Source organism: Aquimarina megaterium XH134, from assembly GCF_000520975.1.
Lineage (GTDB): Bacteria > Bacteroidota > Bacteroidia > Flavobacteriales > Flavobacteriaceae > Aquimarina > Aquimarina megaterium.
Map to the genome: position 1 here is coordinate 115,097 of NZ_JACB01000005.1, position 25,374 is coordinate 140,470.

The window sequence follows — 25,374 nt, forward strand, 5'->3', positions numbered from 1 at the left end:
AATAAAAATATCATGGCAATATATACAAAAGAAGAAGCAAAGCAAATTATGGAAAAAGCACTGAGCTTTTCTACTGCTGATGCTTGTGAAATAAATATGAGTGGAAGCGAAAGCGGAAATATCCGCTATGCGCGTAATACGGTTTCTACTGCGGGTCATCGATCTAATCAAAATCTGGTTGTACAATCTAATTTTGGAAAAAAATCGGGTACAGCTACGATTGATGAGTTTGATGATGAATCCTTAAAGAAAGTAGTCAAAAGAGCAGAAGAGTTAGCAAAACTTTCGCCAGAGAATCCAGAGTTTATGGGGCCTTTGGGACCTCAAACCTATGATAAATCAATAACCTATAACAAAGCATCGGCCAATATCTCACCAGAGTATCGTGCTACTGTAGCAAGTAGTAGTATTGAGCCAGCTGCAGCAAAAGATGTTACCGCTGCGGGATTCTTTAACGATTCTTATGGGTTTAGTGCAATGATGAATTCTAATGGTCTTTTTGCCTACAATCAATCTACAGATTCTAATTTCACGGTTACAATGAGAACTAATGACGGTACCGGATCAGGATGGGTATCTCGTGATTTTAATGATATCAGCAAGTTTGATGCGGCAAAAGCTTCTAATATAGCGATAGATAAGGCAGTAACATCAAGAGAAGCTAAAGCTATAGAACCAGGAAAATATACTGTAATTCTTGAACCTGCAGCGTCGGTTGGATTACTACAAAATATTGGTAGTGCCCTTAGCGCACGAACTGCAGATGAAGGACGAAGCTTTATGTCTAAAGAAGGCGGAGGCACTAAACTAGGAGAGAAGATTGTAGACGAACGTGTAAACATTTGGTCCGATCCTTTAAATCCAGATGTACCTACAAGTACATGGAATGGAGCAGGACAGGCTCTAAAGAAGATGAGCTGGATAGAGAATGGAGTAGTGAAAAATTTAGCATATAGCCGTTATTGGGCAGAAAAGAAAGGAGTCGATCCAGTACCTTTTCCATCTAATTTCATTATGCAAGGAGGAGATGCCTCTTTAGAAGATCTTATTAAAGGAACCAAAAAAGGGATTTTGGTTACCAGATTATGGTATATCAGAAATGTAGATCCTCAAACTCTTTTATATACTGGTCTTACCCGAGATGGAACGTTCTATATCGAAAATGGAAAAATAAAGCATCCGGTAAAGAACTTTAGGTTTAATGAGAGTCCGATTATTATGCTTAATAATCTCGAAACACTCGGTAAACAAGTTAGGATAAATGGTAATTTGGTACCTTATATGAAGGTAAGAGATTTTACCTTTACCAGCTTGTCTGATGCGGTCTAAGTATAATTCATAATATAAACTGGTCATTTTGATTAGCTTCATTATGGCCAGTTTTTTCTTTCAATACTATTTTAACCATTAATCGTAACAGTTTTGTGGGGCAATATGTTTTTGAAAGCTAAAATAATAACTGCATTGAGTAACAAGTTTTTCTTTACAAGATTGCAATATGAGTCAGGAGATTGGGATGTAGATCAAAGAATGCCTTCAAACCTTTTAAATTCTCTAGTGGAGTATACTACCCTAAAAGTAGATACACAGGAAAGAATTATAGCCCTTAGTAGCGATGAAATATTTAAAAGTCCATTTTGCTATATATCCGGACATAAACTAGTACAATTTACAAAGAAAGAAAGAGAGAATTTTGAGAAATATGTCAGGAACGGAGGCTTTGTCTTTGCAGATGATTGTAATCACGATATAGATGGCTTGTTTTCAAAATCATTTGAACGACAAATGGAGGATATCTTTGGCCCTAGGCAGTTAAAAAAAATCCCTAATACTCATGAGATATATAACGTTTTCTTCGAATTTGAAGATGGTCCACCCACGACTTCACAAGAACTTAACGGATGGGGAGATGATATTGTACATGATTACCTAAAAGCTATTGAAATTAATGGTAGAATAGGGGTCTTATTTAGCAACAAAGATTATGGTTGCGAATGGGATTATGATTTTAGAAATAAGCGATGGTATAAAATAGATAATACCCGTTTTGGAGTAAATATAGTGATGTATGCTTTAACATCATAAAAGAAGATGTATGGATAAAAATTTAGCAAGTATTGAACAAGAGGTGAATGTACTTACCGAGAAACTTACCAAGTTAAAGAAAGAAATTGGCAAGGTAATCACAGGACAGGAGGAAACCGTAGAACAATTACTGATTACTTTTCTGGCAGGAGGACATGCATTATTAGAAGGAGTTCCCGGGTTGGCAAAAACGTTAATGATACGAACATTAGCGCAGGCTATTGATCTAAAGTTTAAAAGAATACAATTTACTCCCGATCTAATGCCTTCTGATATTATTGGTACCGAAATACTTGAAGAAGATTATAGCACCGGAAAGAAGTTTTTTAAATTTAATAAAGGACCCATCTTTGCTAATATTATATTGGCAGATGAGATTAACCGAACGCCACCAAAGACTCAGGCAGCGCTGTTAGAAGCCATGCAGGAGTTTGAAGTAACATACTCTGGTAAAACCTATACTCTGGATAGACCATTTTTTATTCTCGCTACCCAAAATCCCATTGAGCAATCGGGTACGTTTATGTTGCCAGAAGCACAACAAGATCGTTTTCTGTTATATATAAAAATTGGATATCCCAGCGAATTAGAAGAGACCACCATTTTAAAAAATACAACAGGTACCAAAAAAGAAACACTTCATAAAGTGATTACCGGTGATGATATATTAAGATTACAGAATCTGGTAAGAGAAGTGCCTATAAGCGATGATCTTATCACATTTGTAAGTAAGTTAATACGAGCGACAAGGCCAGAAACTACTACAAACGCATATGTAAAAGAGTGGGTAAATTGGGGAGCAGGACCAAGAGCGGGTCAGGCAATGATATTAACAGCCAAAGCTCGTGCTTTGATGAAAGGACGTTTATCGGTTACATTAGAAGATATACAGCATGTCGCTATACCAGTATTGCGCCATAGAGTTATTGTAAATTTTAGAGCAGAATCCGAAGGGATAACATCTGATGATGTTACTCATCAACTGTTAAGCGCTATTCGGGTAAAGAACTGATATGCGATATTTTAAAGTTAAATTGGTATGAAACAGGACTATCATCAATTATTAAAACCAGAACTTGTAAAAAATGTATCTGGATTAGCACTCATCGCACGTGTAATAGTTGATGGATATTTGTCTGGACATAATCACAGTAGAAGTGTAGGTCCAGGGATGGAGTTTAGTCAATTTCGTAATTATGAACCGGGTGATGATTTAAGACTACTGGATTGGAAAATGCTTGCCAGATCAGGTAGATACTATATTAGACAATCAGATATAAAAAGTAATATTGCGGTAAAATTTATTGTCGATGCTAGTATGTCAATGCTTCATAAGGAAGAAGATCTGTCTAAAATGGATTACACTAGAGTGTTGGTCGCCTCATTAGCATACTTATCCCAAAATCAAGGAGATGCCGTGGGTCTTTTTGCACTTAATGATCACCAATTACACAGTGTATATCCCAAAATTCAGAAAAAACATTATAATCGTCTGTTGTTAGAATTGATTAATATTAAGAATGAAGGAAAATGGCCAGAGGACCCTGGAGCGTCAAAAAACCTTCATGATCGTAACCATAAAGAATTGATTTTCTTTATTACCGATTTATATGAACACAGTGAAGAACTAACTTCTTTTGTTAAGCGGTTGAAAACACCTAAAAATGAAGTTGTAGTATTTCATTTGATGGGTAAAAACGAACTGGAATTTGATTATAAAGGTACCATTACATTTGAAGATTTGGAAACAGGAGCAAGGCGTAAAATAGATGCTAAGACAGCAAAAAAACAATACCTCATTGCATTAGAAGAAATGATAAAAAATACAAAAAACACCCTGCTTGCTAATGATATTGGTTATCATTTGTTTAAGCTAAATGAGAATATCGGAGAGGCTTTACAGGTGTTTTTGAAGAAACGAAATAGATTGATTTAGTATGTTTTTTCTTACTCCCACATATTTATGGGCTTTATTAGGAGGTATTGTTCCTATTGCAATACATCTGTGGAGTAAAAAAGAAGGGAAAACAATTAAGATAGGAAGTATTCAGCTACTTGATGAATCTGATTCTAAACAAACGAGTAGTGTTCAAATCAATGAGTTGTGGTTATTACTTTTACGATTGTTATTGATTACTACACTTGTTATGATCATAGCAGAACCACAGATAAAAAGAAAAGTTACTGCAGTACCCATTACTTATATCGTAGAACCTTCTCTACTCGAATATGAAGAGGTAAATGCAATTCTGGATACTATAGAAACCGAAGCACCAATACGGCTTTTGCAACTTGGTTTTCCAGAGTATCAAAACGATCCAGCATATGAAATTCCTACTGTAACTCCGGGGTATTGGCAATTGGCCAAAGAAATGGAAACATTAGAAACCGATAGTATTGTTGTTTTAACGAATGCATTTGTATCGGGTATAAAGGGGAAGAGACCACAGGTTCATAAAAATATATCATGGGTAATTCTAGATCCCGGAAAACCAACTAAGAATATGCTTAGTGCTACTAAAAAAGAAGATGCAATACAGTTGCTTTCTGTATCAAGTGATGCTCAACATGTATTTTTTGAGAAAGAACTTGTTGCTACGAGTAGTAATCGAATCGAATTTAATAAAGAGAAGGATAGTATAGTTTTTTCTGTAAACGGAAATCAAGAGCAGCATCCTCTTATTACCGAATCACCCGTTAGCGTATTAGTATTTTATGACGATAGTTTATCTACAGAAAAGAGATATATTGAAGCTGCTTATCGCGCAATATCAAAACATCTTAACGCACCTGTTAATGTTCGTGCCGTACAGAATATAGATACGATACACCTTGATGCTTTTAATACAGTAATATGGTTAAGTAAAGATGAAACTCCGCAAACTTCTTCGACATTACTCCTGTATAAACCAGATGATTTATCCCATAATATCATAGAAAAAGGATCTTCAAAAGAAATCTTCTATCTTACAAAACCTCTTAGTACAGAACGTGTCGTAAATGAGTATTTTGCAGAACATCTCCTGGCAATACTCAATCATAATGAAGATCTCGAAGAAAAAATGAAACCGTATGATAAACGAGTTACACATGTAGGAGAATTACTTCCGATAGTAGCTACAGATGTTAAGAAAAACAAAGAAAATTCTGCTACTTTAGAGTTATCTAAATGGTTATGGTTTTTATGTATATTATTCCTCATCACAGAGCGTGTCGTAGCAAAATATAGAAAACAATGATAGCGTCTGGAGATAAAATATTGATTCGGTTTAAAAAGCGTTGGCAACTCATGCTTTGGATAGAGATTTTGCTCTATGCACTAGGCCCCGCTATTCTTATATATTTTTTGTTCTTTAACCTTATTTTTTCAATTGCTACTTTGATATCTGCTGCTTTATTGATTGTAATTTTTGTGAAACCCTGGAAACCCGGTTTAAAAATGGTGAGTAGTTATATTGATCAACACCTCGATGTTGCAGAATATAGCACAGGTCTTTTGCTACTACCTAAAGAACAATTATCTGATCTCGCAAAATTGCAACAATATAGAATAACAAAAGAACTTGTCGAAAAATTAAAAACGATCAAACCTCCTAATCATTTATTTAGAGCCTGTATCGTAATGAGTTTATGTACACTGGTTGGCTTTATCGGATATAGATATCATATTCTTGATCATTTACAATGGCCACAGCATAGGGAAGTACATCCAGATGCAATAATCTTTAACCCCATTGATTCTACAATGACTACCCAACAACCTAAATTAAAAAGTCAATTGTTAACCATACAGTATCCTTCTTATACAAGAAAACCTTCTATTGAAACTTCAAAAATGGAAATAAAAGCAGTAGAAGGATCGCGATTATCGTGGCAAATAACATTTGATAAAGAAGTTAAAAGTGTATCTATGGAAAGTATGGGAAATAGCTACCCTATGAAATTGACTGATAACGGATATGTAAGAACTTCGATTTTAAATACATCGGGATTCTACAATTTCAAATTTACAGATATACTGGGCACATCATATACTTCTGAATTATATTCGATTGAAGTTATAAAAGATAAAAGGCCGGATATAAAAATTACTGATTTAAAACAGTTTACTTCCTTTTCTTATGATGAAAACAAAAGAATAGCATTTACAACCTCTGTTACCGATGATTTTGGTATTGCAGAAGCATATATTATAGCAACGGTAAGTAAAGGATCTGGTGAATCTGTTAAGTTTAGAGAGGAAAAATTAAGTTTTGATAATAAAGTAGATAGAGGATACAAAAACCTAAGCTTATCAAAAAATATAGACCTGGATCAAATGAATATGGAACCGGGAGATGAGCTTTATTTTTATATTGAAGCACTGGATCTTAAGCAACCCAAACCTAATACTTCTAGAAGTGAAACCTTTTTTGCCGTTATAAAAGATACTATTTCTGATGCATTTGCCGTAGAGGGAACAATGGGAGTAGATTTAATGCCAGATTATTTCAGAAGTCAACGCCAGTTGATTATTGATACAGAAAAATTGATTAAGGATAAGCCAAAATTATCAGAAAAAGACTTCAAATTTAAAAGTAATGAATTAGGGTTCGATCAAAAAGTACTACGCCTTAAGTATGGTGAATTTATGGGAGACGAATCAGAGTTTGGACCGGCAACACAAGAAAATACGGCAATTCCCGAGGAGGAAGATGAACATGACGATGAAGATCATGAGAAAGAAAAAGATCCATTAGCAGCGTATACTCATGACCATGATCATGAAAATGAACATAACCTGGTACCTCACGAAGAAGAAGAGGATGATGAAAAAGCAAATGACCCTTTGCATGAGTACTTACATAATCATGATGATCCCGAAGAGTCAACGCTTTTTACGCAATCTTTAAAAAGTAAGTTACGACAAGCTTTAAATGAAATGTGGGATGCCGAGTTATATTTACGGTTGTATACTCCAGAAAAGTCCTTACCGTATCAATATAAAGCACTTAAATTGATTCAGGAAATTAAAAATAGTGCCCGAGTCTATGTACACCGTATTGGGTTTGATCCTCCACCGATTAAAGAAGATAAAAGACTTACGGGTAAAATTGACGAAGTGTCTAATTTCAGAAAAAAAGAAGAACTACAACTCCCAGAACTATATCCGTCTATATATAAAACTGTTTTAAGGCTTGAGCAATTGATATCTAATAAAACGATACTTACCGATGAAGATAGACTCCTTTTTAAACAGGCAGGAAATGAACTGGCAGTCAAAGCTATTGAAAGCCCTGGGGAATATTTAAAAACCTTACAACAGTTAAAACAGATTACAGATGGTAGGGCTATATCACCTTCAATTTTGATCGAGGTACAGAGAGGTTTGTTTTATGCGCTTCCCGAGCTGCAACCCAATCCATTTAAAAAGAAAGTATTAACAAGTGAGATTAATGAATTACTACTAAAAGAGCTTCAAATTCATGATTGATCAAATAACTTTTTTGAATGATAACTGGATATTGCAAATCGGTATTGGCGGGATAATACTATGGACTGTTTTTATATGGAAAGAATGGCCAGAGTTTGGGAAACGTAGATTTTGGATAAAAATAACAATATCCTTTTTGGCAATTACCTCACTTGCTATCATAGCATTAAAACCTGCAATTTCTACTGCCAATACTATAACTACTAAAATGGTTTTGCTTACCGAGGGCTATGATAAAGAACAATTAGATAGCCTGGCGAGAATTCATAAAAAACTAAAAAAACATCTGTACAAAGCTAATCACCCTATTTTTGATGGCGTAGACACTCCAGATTCTGTTTTTGTACTTGGGTATGGTGTGAAACCTTATGACCTCTGGAAATTAGATAATTATAACGTTAGCTACCTGGGAAGAAAGACTCCTTCTGGGGTAATTAGATTTAAATATGATTATAAAAATACAGTTGGTAAACGACAGGTGTTTACAGGATTATATGCTAATCCACAAAAAGGGAATAGACTTATATTAGAAGGACCGGGAGGAGCAGGTTTAGATTCTGTTTCTTTACTTGTTGGAGAACAACAAAAATTTGAATTCACAACTAACCTTAATGTAAAAGGAAACTATCTCTTTTCATTAGTCGAAAAAGATACTTTAGGGAAAATTTTGTCTACAGACCCTATCCCTCTAATTGTAGAGGATTCTATTCCGTTAAAAATAGTAGTGATAAATGGTTTTCCCACTTTTGAAACCAAGTACCTTAAAAACTACCTGGCAGAAATGGGGCATCAAGTACTAGTTAGGAGTCAGATCACCAAAGGAAGATATAAGTTCGAGTATTTTAATATGGAAAGAATACCTATGGGAACTTTCTCTAAAAAGAATTTAGAACCTTTTGATCTTGTCATTATTGATGCCAACTCATTCAAAAATCTGGGAAGAGCATCACGTATTGCTTTAGAGAATTCGGTAAAAGAAAATGGCCTGGGTATTTTTATCCAGCCAGACTCTAATTTTTTTAGAGCTTCAAACGGATTAGGAGCTTTTAATTTTGTTTCAGAAAAAAATACAGAAACCCGATTGGATAGTGAGACAAAAATTAAACTTTCTAAACATGCTTTTGTTTTTGAAGACGAATTTCTGCTGCAGCATATTCATACTAAACCTAATACCAAAATCATATCTGGATACAAATACATCGGAAAAGGTAGAATTGGAACTACAGTGTTAGAAAATACATACGAACTAGTATTAGATGGTCATACCACTGCTTATCAACAAATATGGTCTAAACTCATTACTAGTTTAAGTCGTAAAGAAACTTCACTGGTAGAATGGGGGGCAACTTCAATAATTGCGTATAAAGATCATCCTTTTGCATTCGAGGTAAGAACATCAATACCAAAACCAATAGTCAAAACCAATAAGAAACACAGTATTTCGATGCGTAGTGATATTGATATAGCAAACCTTTGGAAAGGAGTTATTTATCCAAGAGATTTTGGATGGAATACTCAATGTATAGAACAGGATACAACAAAAGTGTTTGAGTATTTTGTAGCAGATACCTCTCATTGGAGATCACAGATGTTGTATAAAACAATTGAAGAAAATAAAAGGCGTTATAAAAAATCGTTGAAGAATGAAATAATCCAGAATTATACGATACGACCGATACCACTTTTAGGTTTTTATCTTCTGTTTTTATTGTGCGCAGGATATTTATGGCTGGAACCCAAGCTGTTGAAACCATAAAAAGAGCTTTATTGTTAAAATAAGAGCTATAAAGCTAATTTAGAGCTTTTTTAAGATTTAAAATTATGGTACAAACCATTTAGAACGTTACCTTTGCAAACTGTAAGAAAAATTGTTTGTGATTAAGGATATTATTATAGCTGTTTTGTGGAGTATTTCCCCTTTTGGTGAAGCTAAGGTTGGGATTCCTTATGGTATGCTTAGTGGATTAAATATCTATTTGGTATTTGTTTTATGTTTTTTATCTAATGTATTGGTGTTTCCTCTAATGATGTTTTTTTTGGAAAGGATGAATACCTATTTACTAAGATGGACATTTTATAAAAAAGCTGCGATATATGTAGCACGAAGAGCAAAGTTAGGATCAGGGAGTAAAATTCAAAAACATGGGTTTTGGGGACTTCTTTTATTTGTTATGATTCCAATTCCTGGAACAGGTGTGTATGCAGGAAGTATTGCTACATATTTATTTAAGGTTAAAAAACGAAAAGCTTTTATCGCGAATAGCGTGGGTATATTTTTCTCTTCTGTTATTGTGTGGGTAACCACATTACTCACTATGAAAGGAATCTCCTAAACCATTATGTTATAATCATACGATCTTCATTTTATAGTATAGTTCTAATAGATTCATATTGAGTTTTCTAAAACTGATAAAAATCAGTAATAAGAATTAAAAAATATAGTAACATTGATGCTTAAATGCATCTATGGAAGTCTCAAATGATATTGTTTTACGTCCCCGGTTTTTTCAGGATTTAGATATACCATCAGAAAAAGCGCTTGAAGCTTTTGAAAAAACGAGTGAGACTTGTCAGGATTTTAAAGTAAGCCGGATAGACCATCATGTTTTTATACGTATTCCTAAAAAAGAACAACACTTCTGGTCACCACAACTTCATCTCGAGATTTATGAAGTTGATGAAAACCAACCAAAACTTAAAGGGCTTTTTGGTCCCAGTCCTACGGTATGGACACTTTTTATGTTTCTGCATTTTGTAGTAGCAACATTATTTATAGGTGCTCTGGTCTGGATGTATGTAAACATACGCCTGGATAAATCGTATTTATTTTCTATACTTACTATGTTTTTCCTTCTCATTACCTGGTTTGTACTCTACTTTGCTGGTCGTTTGGGAAGACAAGCTGGTAAAAAGGAAATGCAAAAGCTATATTCCTTCATGAAGAGCACTTTAAATTCTGTGGCATGATATATGTTATGTTAAAAATAGCAGCCCTATTAAGCCAAATTTTAAAATAATAACAAATCAATATTGTTAGAGTTTTGAAAACAGCTTATGAAATTATAAATTTGAACACCTAAAATAATTTGCCATGATCTACAGAATAAACATACAGAACCTAAAGAAAATAGTACTTATGCTAGTGATGTCTTGCTTTTTTATGCAAGTAAATGCACAAAATGAGCTTGTTTCTATTCAACCTATTAGTGATCAGGAGTTTGAGGTAAGAAGTCTTAATGGTATTCCTTTTACGATAGTTCTGGAAGAAAGTAACAATGATGGACAATTTCATTTAGGGATTAATAATAGTCTTATTTTTAAGACTGGGGATATGATCGGTAAAAGAAGTACACTTAGGATTGTATTTGAAGATGAATTATATCACTCTTTAGAGAATAAATTGATTAAGCAATACCAAACAGATTTGCAATGGATCGAAAACTTACTCGGGGTTAAAGAAGGAGAATTTAAAAAACTGCCTTCTCGTCCTGTCTTTACCGATAATGGTTTAGAGAAACTAAAAGGGACAGTATTTGAATATGTTAACACCGATCAAAAAGAAGAAGACTTCTATAAATGGATAGAAAAAATAAACTATTCTGTTGGCGCAGTGAAATACTTTAGAGATTTATATGCTGCATCTAATGGTGAAAATAATGAGCAAAGACGTCATTTTTTACCAATTAATATATACGATGCACTTCAGTAAAATAGATAGAATAATCATACTTATCTAAAAGAGAATCGATACTTTATAACAAATAAAGTATCGATTTTTTTTGCCTTTTAGTGAACTCTACATCAATCCAAAAGGAGAAATTTGGTTAGAAAGCGAAATAGGAAAGAGCACCACATTCTATTTTATGATTAGTAAATAGATAATCTATTAAAAAAGTGGATCATATCCAGGCCATTTGTAGGTAAAATAGTATTACAAACCATCGCGATTTCCTTTAATCAAACACATGACATCTATTAAGATATTTTTAACAAAAAGGAGAGGTATTAACTTCATAAGTACTCAAGACCCACTTGTTATAGTGGGAGGGGGGTACTTATATAAGTACCCTATCCGATGGTTGATGTCGAGTAGGGGTACTTAGTGTAGTGGGGGTATTATAGTAAATACCTTGCTTGGGGTACTTCAAATGTAGGTCAGGGGTACTTCAAACAGAGGTGGTACCTGTGTTAAACAGAAGTGTGCCCTATGTTAAACACAAGAGTTGCTTGTCTTTGTACTGGGGGGAGGGTACTTCTGAAGTAGGGAGGGGGGTACTTCGTAAGTACCCTTCCGAGAATCAAAATGTGTTAATTTTTTAACAAATAAGATATGTTTACAGTTAGATATGATCTAGAAAAATAAAATAAGAAAGGAAAGAAATGATTATAACCATTTCTTTCCTTTCATTTTATCAAGTAAGAAACTTATATCAGCCTCAGACCCCATAGTTACTCGTGCCCAATTCGATTTCGTTGGCCAACCACCAGCAAGTAAAATTTTGTTTTTCAACATAAGCTCTTTGTAAGCTTTAAAGTTTTTAACATCAAAATAGACGAAGTTGGCTTCACTGCGAATGTAATTGAAGCCAAGTTTTTCAAGTTCATTGTAAAATGTATTTCGTGTATCGATATTGTTATTCTTTGATGTTTTTAAGAAGACATCATCTTTTAATGCAGTAATTGCAGATGCAACGCTAAGCGAATTAGGCATGTTGCCAGGAAATCCTAAAGTGAATTTTTTCTCCATTTCTGCTATAAGTGATTCTGGTCCCAGCATAAAACCAATCCGTAAACCCGCCAAACCGTATATCTTAGAGAAAGTACGAGTAACAAGAACATTTTTTCCTTCTGCAATGAGAGGTGCCATTGATTTGTTTCGCCAGGAATTCATAAAATGAATATACGCCTCATCAACAAGTACGGTAGTCTTATCAGACACAAGCCTGCAAAACGATTTTAATTTTTCAGTTTCTATGACAGTCCCTGTTGGGTTATTAGGATTGCAGAGTGTTAAAAGACTAGTTTCAGAACTAATTCTGGATTCCATTTCTGTTAAATTCATTTTGAAATCTGAATCTACTTCAACCGGTGTGACTTTTGCTCCAATCTTTCTGGCAAAAAGTCCAATTACATCAAATGTTGGACTGGGAACAATTATTTGTTCTCCTTTACTTCCAAAATGAGTTGCTGTCCATATTAAAGGTTCAAAAGATCCATGACCCAGTAGCACATTCTCGGGCTTCAATCCCTCTTGCTTTGCTATCAATTGTTTTAAGGCTTTTGCATCATATTCATGAAAAGTTGAGTATCGATTGCTACGAAATATAACTTCCTTAATTATATTTTCTACACTTTTACTCGGACCAAGATGGTTTTCATTGTAAAGTAATCTTCTTATATCACTTTTGTTAGTATTGTAATCTTTTCTATAATGATCTCCGTTATTTTCAGAAAAAGCATTCAGGGGAAATAGACTTAAACCTGCAGATGTTGCCAAAGAGTTTTTTAACCATTGTCTTCTATTTATTGTATCCATAATTTTAAAGTTTTTTCTAAATCAACTAAAAATTAGGCGTACTGTCTATCGAATTCATGAATCCAATAGAGATTTAATAGTAAATATTAAGAAACTATTCTGGTAATATTTTTTAATCGGTATTCAGATGGTGTAGATTTTGTAAATGACTTGAACGCTACATTAAAGGATGAAAGACTGTTGAAACCTGAATCTAAAGCAATAGCTAAAATTTTTGTATCCGGATGACTGGTACTTAGGAACTCCTTTGCCTTTTTTATTCTATATTCATTAATGAAACTTGAAAAATTCTTGTTGGCGTGTTTATTGACTATCATAGAAATATCTCTAGAAGATAAATTAAGTCTGGAAGATAAAGATGCTAATTTTAAATTAGGATCTAAATAAAGATTTTCTTCCTCGATTAATTTTCTTATCCGGTTTAAATGAACCTCACCATCTTCTATGGTAATATTAGAATTAAGATATTTTTCTTTATAGGTATTATCAAATATTCCTTTTCTATCAAAAGCTAAAAACAGGATGATAAACATTAGAATTGAGAATGCAACTATACCAGCAGAGTAGACAGGGATTAACTTAATAAATATTAAAGTATAAACTATCCACACTAGACAAAGAGCCAAAACCAATAGAATATACCACTCTCTTACTTTTTTGTCAATTGTAATTTGTCGTTTCTGAGAGATAAACAGACTTGCTATTACATAAGAAAATGAATGCACTAAAATGAAACTATAACTCAATTTCCAAAAAACACTATTAATTTCATTAGGGATACTATTGCAAAAAATTAAATAAATAGAACTAGGGATAAAATGAAATAGTACAAACTTCAGTTGAGTCTTTGTTTTTATAAAGAGTGAACGCCCATAAATATATAATAAAGGACCTACTGCTAAATTAGCTGCTAGCCCTAGATTCTTAATAAAAACAGGAAGTTCTATATAATTATAGAAAACAGATTTGGTAATCCTTAACGTTAGCACGATAAGTAATACTCCTAATATTGTGTTCTGAACTTTTTTAAGTCTAAGTAAATAAATTCCAAAGAATAAACTTATTCCAAGTCCAATACCACTTATAATTGCTATTAATAATTTGATTATCATTTTTTTCAAAAACTATCCATAAAGATAAACTTATCAAACTGCAAAATTGAATTTCACTGTTGTTTTTTACCTTTTGTTAACTATCTGTAATAAACATAGTTCTTTTGAAGGATAGGGACTTTCCTAACATAGTTATAATACTTCGGAAGGTTCAAACCTGAAGAATTTCATCTCTACTTTATTTTATAAAAGTCAGACAAACGAAAACCTACTTCCCAATACAGAAATTAGCAAAGATGTTTCCGAGTAAGTCATCACTGGTAATTTCTCCTGTAATTTCTCCAAAATGATATAACGCCTGGCGAATATCTATAGCCATTAGATCTCCAGAAAGCCCGGTATCTAATCCATATTGTACTTTCTGTATTTCTTCTAAGGCTTTTAATAAGGCATCATAGTGACGAGAATTGGTAACAATAGTCTCATTACTACGTAAAGCGCCGGTGTTTACATACTCAAGAAGTTTATTTTGTAAGGCCTCGACACCCGTATTTTGTTTTGCAGAAAGCAAATGGATATTTTCGATTTCAGATGTTAGCGTCAAAATTTGATCATTATCAAGCTTATCTACTTTATTAGCAACAATAATTAATGGTTTTTGCGGGTACTTATTTTTTATTTTTCCTATTTCGGTTTTTAGCTCCTGTAAACTATCAGCAGTCAATAGAGAACTATCTACCAAATAGATAACTACCTGTGCTTGTTCAATTTTTTCAAACGTCTTTTGGATGCCTATACTTTCTACAACATCTTTGGTTTCTCGTATCCCGGCAGTGTCTATAAACCTAAAACCGATTCCACCAATAGTAATTTCATCTTCTATAGTATCACGAGTTGTTCCTGCGATATCCGATACGATGGCTCTTTCTTCGTTTAGTAATGCATTAAGCAACGTAGATTTTCCAACATTAGGCTCTCCGACAATAGCTACCGGAATTCCGTTTTTGATAACATTACCCACTGCAAAAGAATCAATAAGGCGTTTTAATACATTTGTAATTCTGGCGATTAGATCTTTAAACTGAGTGCGATCTGCAAATTCTACATCTTCTTCGGCAAAATCTAACTCTAGCTCTATCAAAGAAGCAAAATTAAGGAGTTCATCTCTCAGTTTTTGAATTTCATTAGAAAAACCACCCCGCATTTGTTGCATTGCAATTTGATGAGAAGCTTCAGAATCAGATGCAATAAGATCGGCTACAGCTTCGGCTTGAGAAAGATCTAGTTTCCCATTAATAAATGCACGTAGTGTAAACTCTCCGGCATTAGCCATTCTACATCCTTTCCGTAGTAATAATTGAATAATCTCTTGTTGTATGTATACAGAACCGTGGCAAGAAATCTCTATAGTAGGCTCCCCGGTATACGAATTAGTGCCTTTAAAAATAGAGACCAAAACTTCATCAAGCATTCTGTTTTCATCAACAATATGTCCCAGGTGGATGGTATGACTTTTTTGAGCACTTAATTCTTTTCCGCTAACAGATCGAAATAAAGGAGAGCAGATCGTAATAGCTTCTTTTCCAGAGATGCGAATGACCGCTATAGCCCCGGCTCCTGATGGGGTTGCTAATGCTACTATGGTATCTTGTGCGATCATATATTTTATCTATAAAAAAGCAAAAATAGGTATTAATACATGTATTTTAAATTTTGATAGCCAAACTTTTTTGAGGAGTTGTTTTTCTTTTCTAACTTGCAGTAGGAAGAAGAAAAAATACTTCAGTATTAACCAACTTATTTCCTTCGGAAAAAAAAGAATAAGAGAAAATCGCTGGTTTTTGATTGATTAAAAATTAGATGACCAGTTAGTGGAATACAATTTTGTAGCAATTAAAGGTGCTACAAGAGTTTTTGTACTAACTAAATTTAATATCTAACCTAACATTTTAATCTTATTCCTATGAATTCAAACATCACAAACTCAGTTCACACTAATTATCGGTACTCGATACATCGAATATGTATGCTATTATGCATCATTTTTATGTTGATACCCTATATTAATTTTGCTCAGGATGAGCTGCCACGACATTATACAGCGTATAATATGAAAATAAAACCTGATGGTAATCAAAGTAAAAGTAACTCACAAATTATTACAGAAACTATATCAGAAAAAGGAGCTACGTGGTTACGTTTGTTCCTTAAAGATGTAAACCTTGGAAACAAGAGTACACTAACCATTACATCGACGTTAGACGGGGCTACACAAACACTAACATCAACGACTATTAAAGAGTGGAAGAATACCACAGCATATTTTAATGGTGATAAAGTAATTCTAAAACTAATTGTAGCGCCGGGAGAATCAGCTATAGGTTTTACTATTCATGAAGTAGGAGTTGGTGAAAATGATCCGGGATCAAAATCTCAATGTGGTTCGACTGATGATAGAGTTGATTCTACTGATAATGCAATCGGACGAATAGTACCTATTGGTTGTACAGGTTGGATTATTACTAATGGTAGATTGGTTACTGCAGGGCATTGCGTAGGGAGCAGAGCGCAACTTATAGAATTTAATGTGCCTAAATCTAATCCAGATCGTACCATTGTACACCCAGGGCCAGAAGATCAGTATCCAATAGGTAATTTTGTTACCAATTATGTTAGAGGGAGACCCGAAACAGACTGGGCAGTATTTACGGCAAGCGCAAATTCGCAAACAGGTCAAACACCTATACAGGCACAGGGTAAATCATTTAATGTAGTGCAAAGTGCTCCCGGAAATAATATAACCATAACGGGATTTGGTACAGATACAGGTGTTGATAACCAAACACAGCAAACCCATACAGGGCCATTATCATCTGTTAATAATACATTTGTTAGATATAGAACAGATACAACAGGAGGAAACTCAGGAAGTCCTATTATTGACACCGCAACAGGAAATGCAGTTGGAGTTCATGCCTATGGAGGATGTTTTGGGTCTGGAGGTTCTAACTTTGGAGAAAGAGCTACAATACCTGCTTTTTGGAATGCAATGGGGTTAGGAGGGACCTCACAAACTGGTCCATTTTATATTCAAAGCCCTGATGTGGGTAGAAGATTGCAAGCCACTGCAACTGTTCTAAGACACAGGCCTACTACAAATGCTGGTAATTGGGTGCAATGGTATAAAATTGATGCAGGTAATAATAGATATTACTTAAAAAATAAAAAAAATAGTAAGTATATTCAGAGAACTTCTAGTAACGCACTAAATATGGTTACTAACCAAAGTAACGCTACTAAATTCTTTACAACCAATGTAAGCAATGGTTTTAGTAACATAAGAGTAGATGGCTCTAACCAAAATATTAGAAGAAACAATAGAAACGGACAGAATAATGACATAAGCTGTTCTACTGTAACTACAGTAGGTAGCTTTACTAAATGGAAGTTTATAAATGTTAGTTCTTCAATAATAGCAGAATCTGGGCAATCAGAAGCTGCTGAAAATACTAATACTTTCGGTATGTATCCTAACCCAACGAATGATATTGTTACTCTAAAAGGAATTTCTGACGGATCTAGTATAAGTATTTATTCACTTGCTGGTCAAAAAATTAAAGAAATTGTTTCTACTGGTACAAATCTAGATATCAATGTTAGCAAATTAAGCAGAGGTATCTATATGGTTAGAATAGTAGATTCTAATGAAATAGTTAGATCACAAAAATTAGTCATTAAGTAAACAAAAGAATAATAGACTAATCAATAAAACAAACAATAGATATTAAATTTAGTTTTTAAAGTAAAGCATCTCAGAATCTTTTCTGGGATGCTTTTATGATAATATATCTTATTAGATAGCTCCTGATAGGATTGCTGATGCTACTATGGTACCTTATGCGATCATATATTTTATCTATAAAAAAGCAAAAATAGATATTAATACATGTATTTTAAATTTTGATTGCCAAACTTTTTTGAGGAGTTGATTTTCTTTTCTATCTTGTAGCAGGAAGAAGAAGAAATACTTCAGTATTAACCAACTTATTTCCTTCGGAAAAAAAAGAATAGGAAAAAACCACTGGTTTTTGATTAATTAAAAATTAGATGACCAGTTAGTGGAATACAATTTTGTGGCAATTAAAGGTGCTGCAAGAGTTTTTGTACTAACTAAATTTAATGTCTAACCTAATAATTTTTTTAATCTTATTCTTATGAACTCAAACAACACAAACTCAATTCACATTTACAGGTATCCTGTACATCGAACATGTATGCTGTTATGCATCATTTTTATGTTGATACCCTATATTAATTTTGCTCAGGATGAGCTGCCACGACATTATACAAAGTATAATATGGAGATAAAACCTGATGGCAATCAGAGCAAAAATAGTTCACAAATTGTTACAGAAACCATATCAGAAAAAGGAGCTACTTGGTTACGTTTATTTCTTAAAGATGTAAATCTTGGAAATAAGAGTACACTAACCATTACATCGGCGTTAGACGGGGCTACGCAAACATTAACATCAAAGACCATCAAGGAGTGGAAGAATAGCACAGCTTATTTTAATGGTGATAGAATAATTCTAAAACTAACTGTAGCGCCGGGAGAATCAGCTATAGGTTTTACTATTCATGAAGTAGGAGTTGGTGAAAATGATCCGGGATCAAAATCTCAATGTGGTTCGACTGATGATAGAGTTGATTCTACTGATAATGCAATCGGACGAATAGTTCCTATCGGTTGTACAGGTTGGATTATTACTAATGGTAGATTGGTTACTGCAGGGCATTGTGTAGGGAGCAGAGCACAACTTATAGAATTTAATGTACCTAAGTCTAATCCAGATCGTACCATTGTACACCCAGGGCCAGAAGATCAGTATCCAATAGGTAATTTTGTTACCAATTATGTTAGAGGGAGACCCGAAACAGACTGGGCAGTATTTACGGCAAGCGCAAATTCGCAAACAGGTCAAACACCTATACAGGCACAGGGTAAATCATTTAATGTAGTACAAAGCGCTCCCGGAAATAATATAACTATAACGGGATTTGGTACAGATACTGGTATTGATAATCAAACGCAGCAAACACATACTGGGCCATTATCATCTGTTGATAATACGTTTGTAAGATATAGAACAGATACGACCGGAGGAAACTCTGGAAGTCCTATAATAGATGCTGCAACAGGAAATGCAGTTGGGGTTCATGCCTATGGTGGATGCTCGGGATCGGGAGGTTCTAACTTTGGAGAAAGAGCAACCATACCCGATTTTTGGGATGCTATGGGACTAGATGGAAACCCACCACCAACCGATGAATGTACAGGTGATGTTGCTTCTTTCCCTTACAGTGAAAGTTTTGAAGGTAATATAGGAGATTGGAAACAAGCTAGCGGAGATGATTTAGATTGGACTGTAAATTCTAATGGTACTCCTTCTACTGGTACCGGACCAAGTGGTGCTATAGATGGCAATTCATATATTTATGTAGAAGCATCTGGAAACGGAACAGGATTCCCTTCTAAAAGAGCGATCTTAAATTCCCCTTGTTTAAATTTTACAAGTCTTACAACGCCTAAACTAAGTTTTCAATATCATATGATAGGTAACGCAGTAGGAACATTGACTGTAGAAGCCAGAACAAATAATACAGGAAGTTGGTCTAGTGTGTTTACCAAAACAGGAGCACAGGGAACAGATTGGAATGCGGCAGATATAGACCTCTCTGCGTATGCCGGTAATGCAAGCGTACAGTTAAGATTAAATGTAGTGACAGGAAGCAGTTGGCAAGGAGATATTACTATCGATGCATTAAATATATCTAATGGTACAGTAACACCTCCTGTATGTACGGCTTTAGATTTTAATGATTTTACAATCACAGCATTCTCTAATCAGGATACTGCAGGTAATTTCTCAATCCAAAACGGGGGAGCTGCACTTTCTTTACAAAATAATACATGGAAATATATTGCTATGAATTATACAGTAACTGCTAATACGGTAATAGAATTTGATTTTAGCAGTACTTCTGAAGGAGAAATTCACGCAGTTGGTTTTGAAAATGATAATACATTAACCTCTACCAGATATTTTAAAGTTCATGGTACTCAAAATTATGGAGTAACTAACTTTGATGATTATTCTAGTGGTACAAAAAAGTATGTCATTCCGGTAGGGAATTTCTATACTGGTAGTATGGATAGATTGGTTTTTATAAATGATAATGATGCTGGTAGTGGTAATACCTCTGTTTTTAGTAATGTGAAAATATATGAAGGTTCTTGTGGGCGATCAGCAACTTCAGAAAGTTTAATAGCTCAGTTAGAATCAGTTTCACCAATTATCGGAGACGAGAATGAAGGTGATCTTGCAGGATTAAGTATCAAGCCAAACCCTGCAAAAGATATCTTTTCGTTACATCTAAGCCAATATATAAAAGGAAATGTAACTGCAACCATTTATACGATTCTGGGGAGTAAAAAAGCTAGAATAAGTATGCAACCAGGTATCAATACAATTTCGGCCCGAAGCCTATCGTTGGGAAGAGGAATTTATCTGATTAAAATTGATAGTAGTACTGGGGAATCTGCTACCAAGAAACTAATCGTGAATTAACATCTTACATAGAAGACATTAAATTTAGTAATTAGTAAACACCTCGGCTTTGTGTCGAGGTGTTTTTTTAGCTAAAATATATCGTATTAGATGTGTTATTGTAACAAATTCCTATTTTTCAATCATATACATTGCTAATGCTATATTTAAGCAAATCATTGTGAAAAAAATAGAATTGGGTATGGTGGTTATAAAACTTATTGAACTTAAGTTTCTACATTATTTTTTAATAAATCTTAAACTTTGCTTTTTCCTTTATTTCTTTCAGATTAGATATTTCTTCATTTCCACGACTAATTATCACTCTTTTTAAATTTGGTAATTTTAAAAGAGTCAAAGGGATTTTACCAGAGATTTTGTTAGTATTAAGGTCAATTTCTTTTAACTCTTTATTGTTCCCCAGGTTTTTAGGAAATACATTAATTAGAGAATTGGATATCCTGAAATATTTCAGATTTTTAAGTTTAAATATTGAAGCAGGAACATCTTTTAAGCTAGTGTACTCTATAGATAAATGAGTGATATTTGCCAAGTTATCTAAACCTTCTATAGATTTTAATTTATTGCCAGAGATAAATAGCTTAGTAAGTTTTTCAGATGTATTAGCCTTAAAACTAATGAATTCATCTGTATAAAGATAAATAAGTATAGATGACAAATCCGACATGCCAGAAATGTCTAATTGGTTGTTTTTTATACCCGATAAGGAAAGATCAAGTTTTTTTAACTTTTTAAGTTTATCTATACCAGAAAATGTACCTATCAATTGTGGACTGTGAATGCGAAGGGCTTTAAGATTTGTCAAATTAAATAAATTAGTGGGTAGCTTACTGAATTTACCATATAAATTTAAGTCAATAAGAGCCGTTAATTCAGATAATCCTTCAGGAATCGAATTCAATTCACTAGAGTATACTTTGAGCTTTTTAAGTTTTTTTAAGTTCTTGATACTTTCTGGTAAGGCTATTAAATCATTTGTTAGCGAAACGGGATCGAGTATAAGTGACTCCAGGTTTGATAAATTTCCGATTTCCTCAGGAATACTTTTTAGAGCAAAAGAACCTACATGCAGAGATTTTAAACTTTTTAATTGACAAATTTCCTTGGGTAGAGTTTCAAGGGAATGAGAACTATCGATATGTAACGATTCTAGCTTTTTAAGATTTTCAATTTCTTTAGGTATTTTTTCAAATTTTCTACCTCTGATTTTTAATCGTTTAAGATTAGTGGCTAAACCTATAGCAGGAGGAAGAGAGTTCGTTGTAGCTTTAACTCCAAAACCCAAAATAGTTAAACTCTCAAGAGAATTATGTAGAAGAAGTTTAAAATCAACATCACTTAAGTGCTCATACCCACTAACTCTTATTATTTGATATTGATTAATATCTGTGGGTAATTTTTTTGATGCTTTAAGATTAATTGTAATGCTTTTAGCTATTTTTTCTTTTTCCTTTGGTGGAGCAACTTCTTCAACAATAAGTTGACCATAAGATTGGAAGAAAGATATTATAAATACCAATGTAAATAATCGCATTGAGATAAAATTTTAGACGAGTTAAAAGTTTTCTAAAATAGCAATAAATTATGCTATTTTAAAAGAAAAAATTATAAACACAAGATTTTAAGCTGCTAATATCTAGGTCTTTCTTCATGAAAACGTCTTTGTCTTAGTGATAGGTAAAATACATGTTTTTATATATACACTGTAACAAATTGCTATTTTTATCGTCATATAAATATAGATTGCTAATATTTTTAGCAATTTCATCAATCATCAACCAAAAACGTAGAAATCATGAGACAGGACAGATCATTATTAGTTATTACCCATTTATCACAATTATTAGACCTTATCACAGGGTTTGGAGGATTTATAGTACCTCTAATATTATGGTTAACCCAGAGAGAAAGAGTTTCTGCTATGGATGAACATGGAAAATCAATTATGAATTTTCAGATAAGTATGTTTATTTATGCAATCGTATGTGTTCCTTTAATATTATTATTTGGACTGGGATTATTAGGTTTAGCCCTTATTGCACTATTATGCTTTATATTTCCTATTATTAATGCAATAAAAGCAAATAATGGAGAAGAACCCTCATATCCGTTATCTATGCAGATTATAAAATAAAATGTTAAACTTTTATATAACCATCATTGTGTAAAACAATGGTGGTTTTTTTGTTGATTATGAAAAGATTATACTTGATTTCTATTTGATTTTTGTTAAAAAAAACACCTGTTTCATGTATTCATGGCTTGTTATGCGTAGCTCTTCCTAATATGAATAGATATATAATCGTTATCTTAGTAGAAGGGAAAACAAAAGAGTAAGAGAAGGAGTTCATGAGAATATGGGATATACATATAAGAGTAATTGCTATTATGTTACTTCTAAGTAATGTAGGTTTTAGCCAAAAAAACACCACCACAGATAGCTCTATATATGATATTGAAAAAACAATTTCCGGTTTAATAAAGAATGATAGTATTATAGAAGCCAGAATCTTATTAGATAGTGCTTTTAATATACGTCAAGATACTACTGACAATAATTTCTTGGTAATGTATCATTATAATTATGGAGTACTTTTTAACAGCTCTGGAAAATTTAGTGAAGCTCTGAAATACTTGACAAGAGCGCAAAAGTATTCGGATAAAACACCAGATAAATTGTACAAAACAAGAATTTCTACTATGAAGCTGAGAATTTATAGAGAAATTAATATGTATAAAGAACTGGATAGTTTATATGCAAAAAACATTTCCGAAAATAAAAAAAACGGTAATCTAGCTATTTTTTTAAATTATAACGATTATGCAATTAGTTGCATGAATAGAAAGCAGTATAAAAAAGTAATTCATACTACACGCCAGGCTATCTCAGAACTTGATGAAGTAGACTTTAGTAATAGGAGTCAACGTATTACTAATTCTGTGAATAAAGGAGTTCGTAATGAGCTTAAATTATATTTGGCCTTAGCTCTTATCGAAGAAAAAAAAGAATACGAGAAATCTTATCAGTTACTCAATGAAACAGGAAGAGATTCCCTCTTTTTTGTAAAAAGAGAACGGGATGAATATTTGAGACTTATAAAGCAATATAAAGCACGTTATTTTTATGAGTATGATAAGAATATGGATTCGGTATCTTATTATCAATCTTTATCAAATAAATACCATGAGATCTATATAAGGAAATTAAGAGAACGTGCTTCTAATGCTGATATATTCATTTATGAAATTGCTAAAAATAAAAACGATTTCGAGAAGCTTTCTATTATCAATGAGAAAAATATTCAGATTCAAAAAAGTTATTTTCAAATTAGTTTTTTAATTGGATTTTTGTTGTTGTTGGCGATTATTTTTAGCATCTATGTATATAGGTCTAACCGCCATAAGAATAGGATTAATGAGGAGTTGAAAGAAAAAAATGCTGAGTTGTTAGCTGTTGACGAGGAACGTAATCAATTTTTTTCTATGATAAGCCATGAATTGAGAACGCCTATCTATACAATACAGGGATTGGTAGAAATTATAGAAAACACAAAAAACCAAAAACAGAGGGAAGAATTTCTAAATACACTAAAGTTTTCGAATAATCATTTATCAGGACTGGTAAATAATGCTCTAGAATATTCTAAGTTCCGTCTGGGAAATGTTAGACTAAATAAAGATGCTTTTTCCTTAGATGAAATGTTAACGAATATTTGTAATTCGTTTTCGTATCAATCACATAAGAGTAATACAGAATTGCATATCAATATAGCAGAAAATGTAGAAACAAATGTTTTAGGAGATCGTTTAAGACTTTCTCAAATTTTTATTAACCTTATTTCTAATGCTATTAAGTTTACTACAAATGGAAATATCTGGATAGAGGTTACACAGGTTACAAGTTTCGAAAATATGATCAGGCATCGCTTTGTAGTGAAAGATGATGGGATCGGAATTAAAAAAGAATTGATATCAGATGTGTTTGATGGATTTAAAGGAATACACCATATAGATAAACACAAAGGAGGCTCGGGCTTAGGATTGTATATAGTAAAACGGTTTATAGAAGATTTATATAAATCCTCAATAGTCGTAGAATCTGAAGAAGGTAAAGGAACTTCATTTTCTTTTGAGATTGAAATGGAACGAAATCTAAAAAATACAAAGGTACCGATTGTAAATGATGAAGATTATAATAATGTATTAGAAGGATATAATATGTTGGTTGTAGATGATAATACAATTAACCTAATGATTACAAAAAAGATTCTAGAAAGTGCAGGAGCAGCATGTACAACTGTGGATAATGGTTTTGATGCAATACTATTAATACAAAAAAATGACTATGATGTGGTGTTTATGGATATTCATATGCCAGAACAAGATGGTTTTGAAACGACTCAAAAAGTAAGAAGTTTTAATAAAAACGTTATCATTATGGCATTAACAGCTGTTGATTTAGAAAAGGTAATTACAAAGGTTCATGAATCTGGGATGAATGGTATTGTTACTAAACCTTATAAACGAAGTGATTTGTTTCAAAAAATCTTGTCCTTTTCTCTAAAGAAAGACTAAAAAATGAGCTTCCTAAATACT

At 33.1% G+C, this 25,374-nt stretch carries 18 protein-coding genes; 14 read left to right on the plus strand and 4 right to left on the minus strand.

Annotation, left to right across the window (positions count from 1 at the left end; genetic code table 11):
• The first annotated feature begins 12 nt into the window (after positions 1–12).
• The 10 genes from Z053_RS0106485 to Z053_RS0106530 all read left to right on the plus strand — a co-directional run bounded on the left by Z053_RS0106485 (position 13) and on the right by Z053_RS0106530 (position 11,267).
• The gene (locus Z053_RS0106485) at positions 13–1,329 is read left to right on the plus strand and encodes a TldD/PmbA family protein (RefSeq protein WP_025664228.1); all 1,317 of its coding nucleotides are present in this window, start codon (positions 13–15) and stop codon (positions 1,327–1,329) included.
• A gap of 135 nt (positions 1,330–1,464) precedes the next feature.
• Positions 1,465–2,085, plus strand: a complete 621-nt coding sequence (locus Z053_RS0106490) for a DUF4159 domain-containing protein (RefSeq protein WP_025664229.1) — start codon at positions 1,465–1,467, stop codon at positions 2,083–2,085.
• A gap of 10 nt (positions 2,086–2,095) precedes the next feature.
• Complete coding sequence (locus Z053_RS0106495; protein ID WP_025664230.1) at positions 2,096–3,097, plus strand: AAA family ATPase; 1,002 nt, start codon at positions 2,096–2,098, stop codon at positions 3,095–3,097.
• A gap of 27 nt (positions 3,098–3,124) precedes the next feature.
• On the plus strand, positions 3,125–4,021 hold the full coding sequence (locus Z053_RS0106500) for a DUF58 domain-containing protein (RefSeq protein WP_025664231.1): 897 nt from the start codon (positions 3,125–3,127) through the stop codon (positions 4,019–4,021).
• A 1-nt stretch (position 4,022) separates the two neighbouring features.
• Positions 4,023–5,324 (plus strand): BatA domain-containing protein, encoded by a 1,302-nt coding sequence (locus tag Z053_RS0106505; RefSeq protein ID WP_025664232.1) that lies wholly within the window; start codon positions 4,023–4,025, stop codon positions 5,322–5,324.
• Entirely contained in the window at positions 5,321–7,558 is a 2,238-nt protein-coding gene (locus tag Z053_RS0106510) for a hypothetical protein (RefSeq protein ID WP_025664233.1), read from the plus strand. The genes Z053_RS0106505 and Z053_RS0106510 overlap by 4 nt, the downstream gene beginning before the upstream one ends.
• Positions 7,551–9,314: a hypothetical protein gene (locus Z053_RS0106515; RefSeq protein WP_025664234.1), complete on the plus strand. Its 1,764-nt coding sequence runs from the start codon at positions 7,551–7,553 to the stop codon at positions 9,312–9,314. The genes Z053_RS0106510 and Z053_RS0106515 overlap by 8 nt, the downstream gene beginning before the upstream one ends.
• Before the next feature lie 118 nt (positions 9,315–9,432).
• Positions 9,433–9,891, plus strand: a complete 459-nt coding sequence (locus Z053_RS0106520; protein WP_025664235.1) for a COG2426 family protein — start codon at positions 9,433–9,435, stop codon at positions 9,889–9,891.
• 133 nt (positions 9,892–10,024) lie between these two features.
• Positions 10,025–10,525, plus strand: coding sequence for a hypothetical protein (locus Z053_RS0106525; protein WP_025664236.1), 501 nt, complete (start codon positions 10,025–10,027; stop codon positions 10,523–10,525).
• A gap of 124 nt (positions 10,526–10,649) precedes the next feature.
• Entirely contained in the window at positions 10,650–11,267 is a 618-nt protein-coding gene (locus tag Z053_RS0106530) for a hypothetical protein (RefSeq protein ID WP_152538271.1), read from the plus strand.
• 675 nt (positions 11,268–11,942) lie between these two features.
• Here the strand turns inward: Z053_RS0106530 and Z053_RS0106535 are convergent.
• The 3 genes from Z053_RS0106535 to mnmE all read right to left on the minus strand — a co-directional run bounded on the left by Z053_RS0106535 (position 11,943) and on the right by mnmE (position 15,806).
• Positions 11,943–13,094: a pyridoxal phosphate-dependent aminotransferase gene (locus Z053_RS0106535; RefSeq protein WP_025664238.1), complete on the minus strand. Its 1,152-nt coding sequence runs from the start codon at positions 13,092–13,094 to the stop codon at positions 11,943–11,945.
• An 86-nt stretch (positions 13,095–13,180) separates the two neighbouring features.
• Entirely contained in the window at positions 13,181–14,206 is a 1,026-nt protein-coding gene (locus tag Z053_RS0106540; RefSeq protein ID WP_025664239.1) for an AraC family transcriptional regulator, read from the minus strand.
• Between the two features lie 208 nt (positions 14,207–14,414).
• Positions 14,415–15,806, minus strand: coding sequence for a tRNA uridine-5-carboxymethylaminomethyl(34) synthesis GTPase MnmE (gene mnmE / locus Z053_RS0106545; protein WP_025664240.1), 1,392 nt, complete (start codon positions 15,804–15,806; stop codon positions 14,415–14,417).
• A 450-nt stretch (positions 15,807–16,256) separates the two neighbouring features.
• Here mnmE and Z053_RS0106550 point away from each other — a divergent pair, with 450 nt between their 5' ends.
• Positions 16,257–17,888 carry a T9SS type A sorting domain-containing protein gene (locus Z053_RS0106550; protein ID WP_160170058.1) on the plus strand — a complete coding sequence of 544 codons (1,632 nt, stop codon included), beginning with the start codon at positions 16,257–16,259 and terminating at the stop codon, positions 17,886–17,888.
• 616 nt (positions 17,889–18,504) lie between these two features.
• Positions 18,505–20,778, plus strand: a complete 2,274-nt coding sequence (locus Z053_RS0106555; protein ID WP_035095321.1) for a trypsin-like peptidase domain-containing protein — start codon at positions 18,505–18,507, stop codon at positions 20,776–20,778.
• Between the two features lie 226 nt (positions 20,779–21,004).
• Here Z053_RS0106555 and Z053_RS0106560 read toward each other — a convergent pair whose 3' ends face one another.
• On the minus strand, positions 21,005–22,312 hold the full coding sequence (locus Z053_RS0106560; protein WP_025664243.1) for a leucine-rich repeat domain-containing protein: 1,308 nt from the start codon (positions 22,310–22,312) through the stop codon (positions 21,005–21,007).
• 261 nt (positions 22,313–22,573) lie between these two features.
• Between Z053_RS0106560 and Z053_RS0106565 the strand changes: the two genes are divergently transcribed.
• Positions 22,574–22,912, plus strand: coding sequence for a DUF4870 domain-containing protein (locus Z053_RS0106565; RefSeq protein ID WP_025664244.1), 339 nt, complete (start codon positions 22,574–22,576; stop codon positions 22,910–22,912).
• A 215-nt stretch (positions 22,913–23,127) separates the two neighbouring features.
• A complete protein-coding gene (locus Z053_RS0106570) occupies positions 23,128–25,353 on the plus strand; it encodes an ATP-binding response regulator (protein WP_025664245.1) in 2,226 nt (741 codons plus the stop codon).
• Positions 25,354–25,374: the final 21 nt, after the last annotated feature.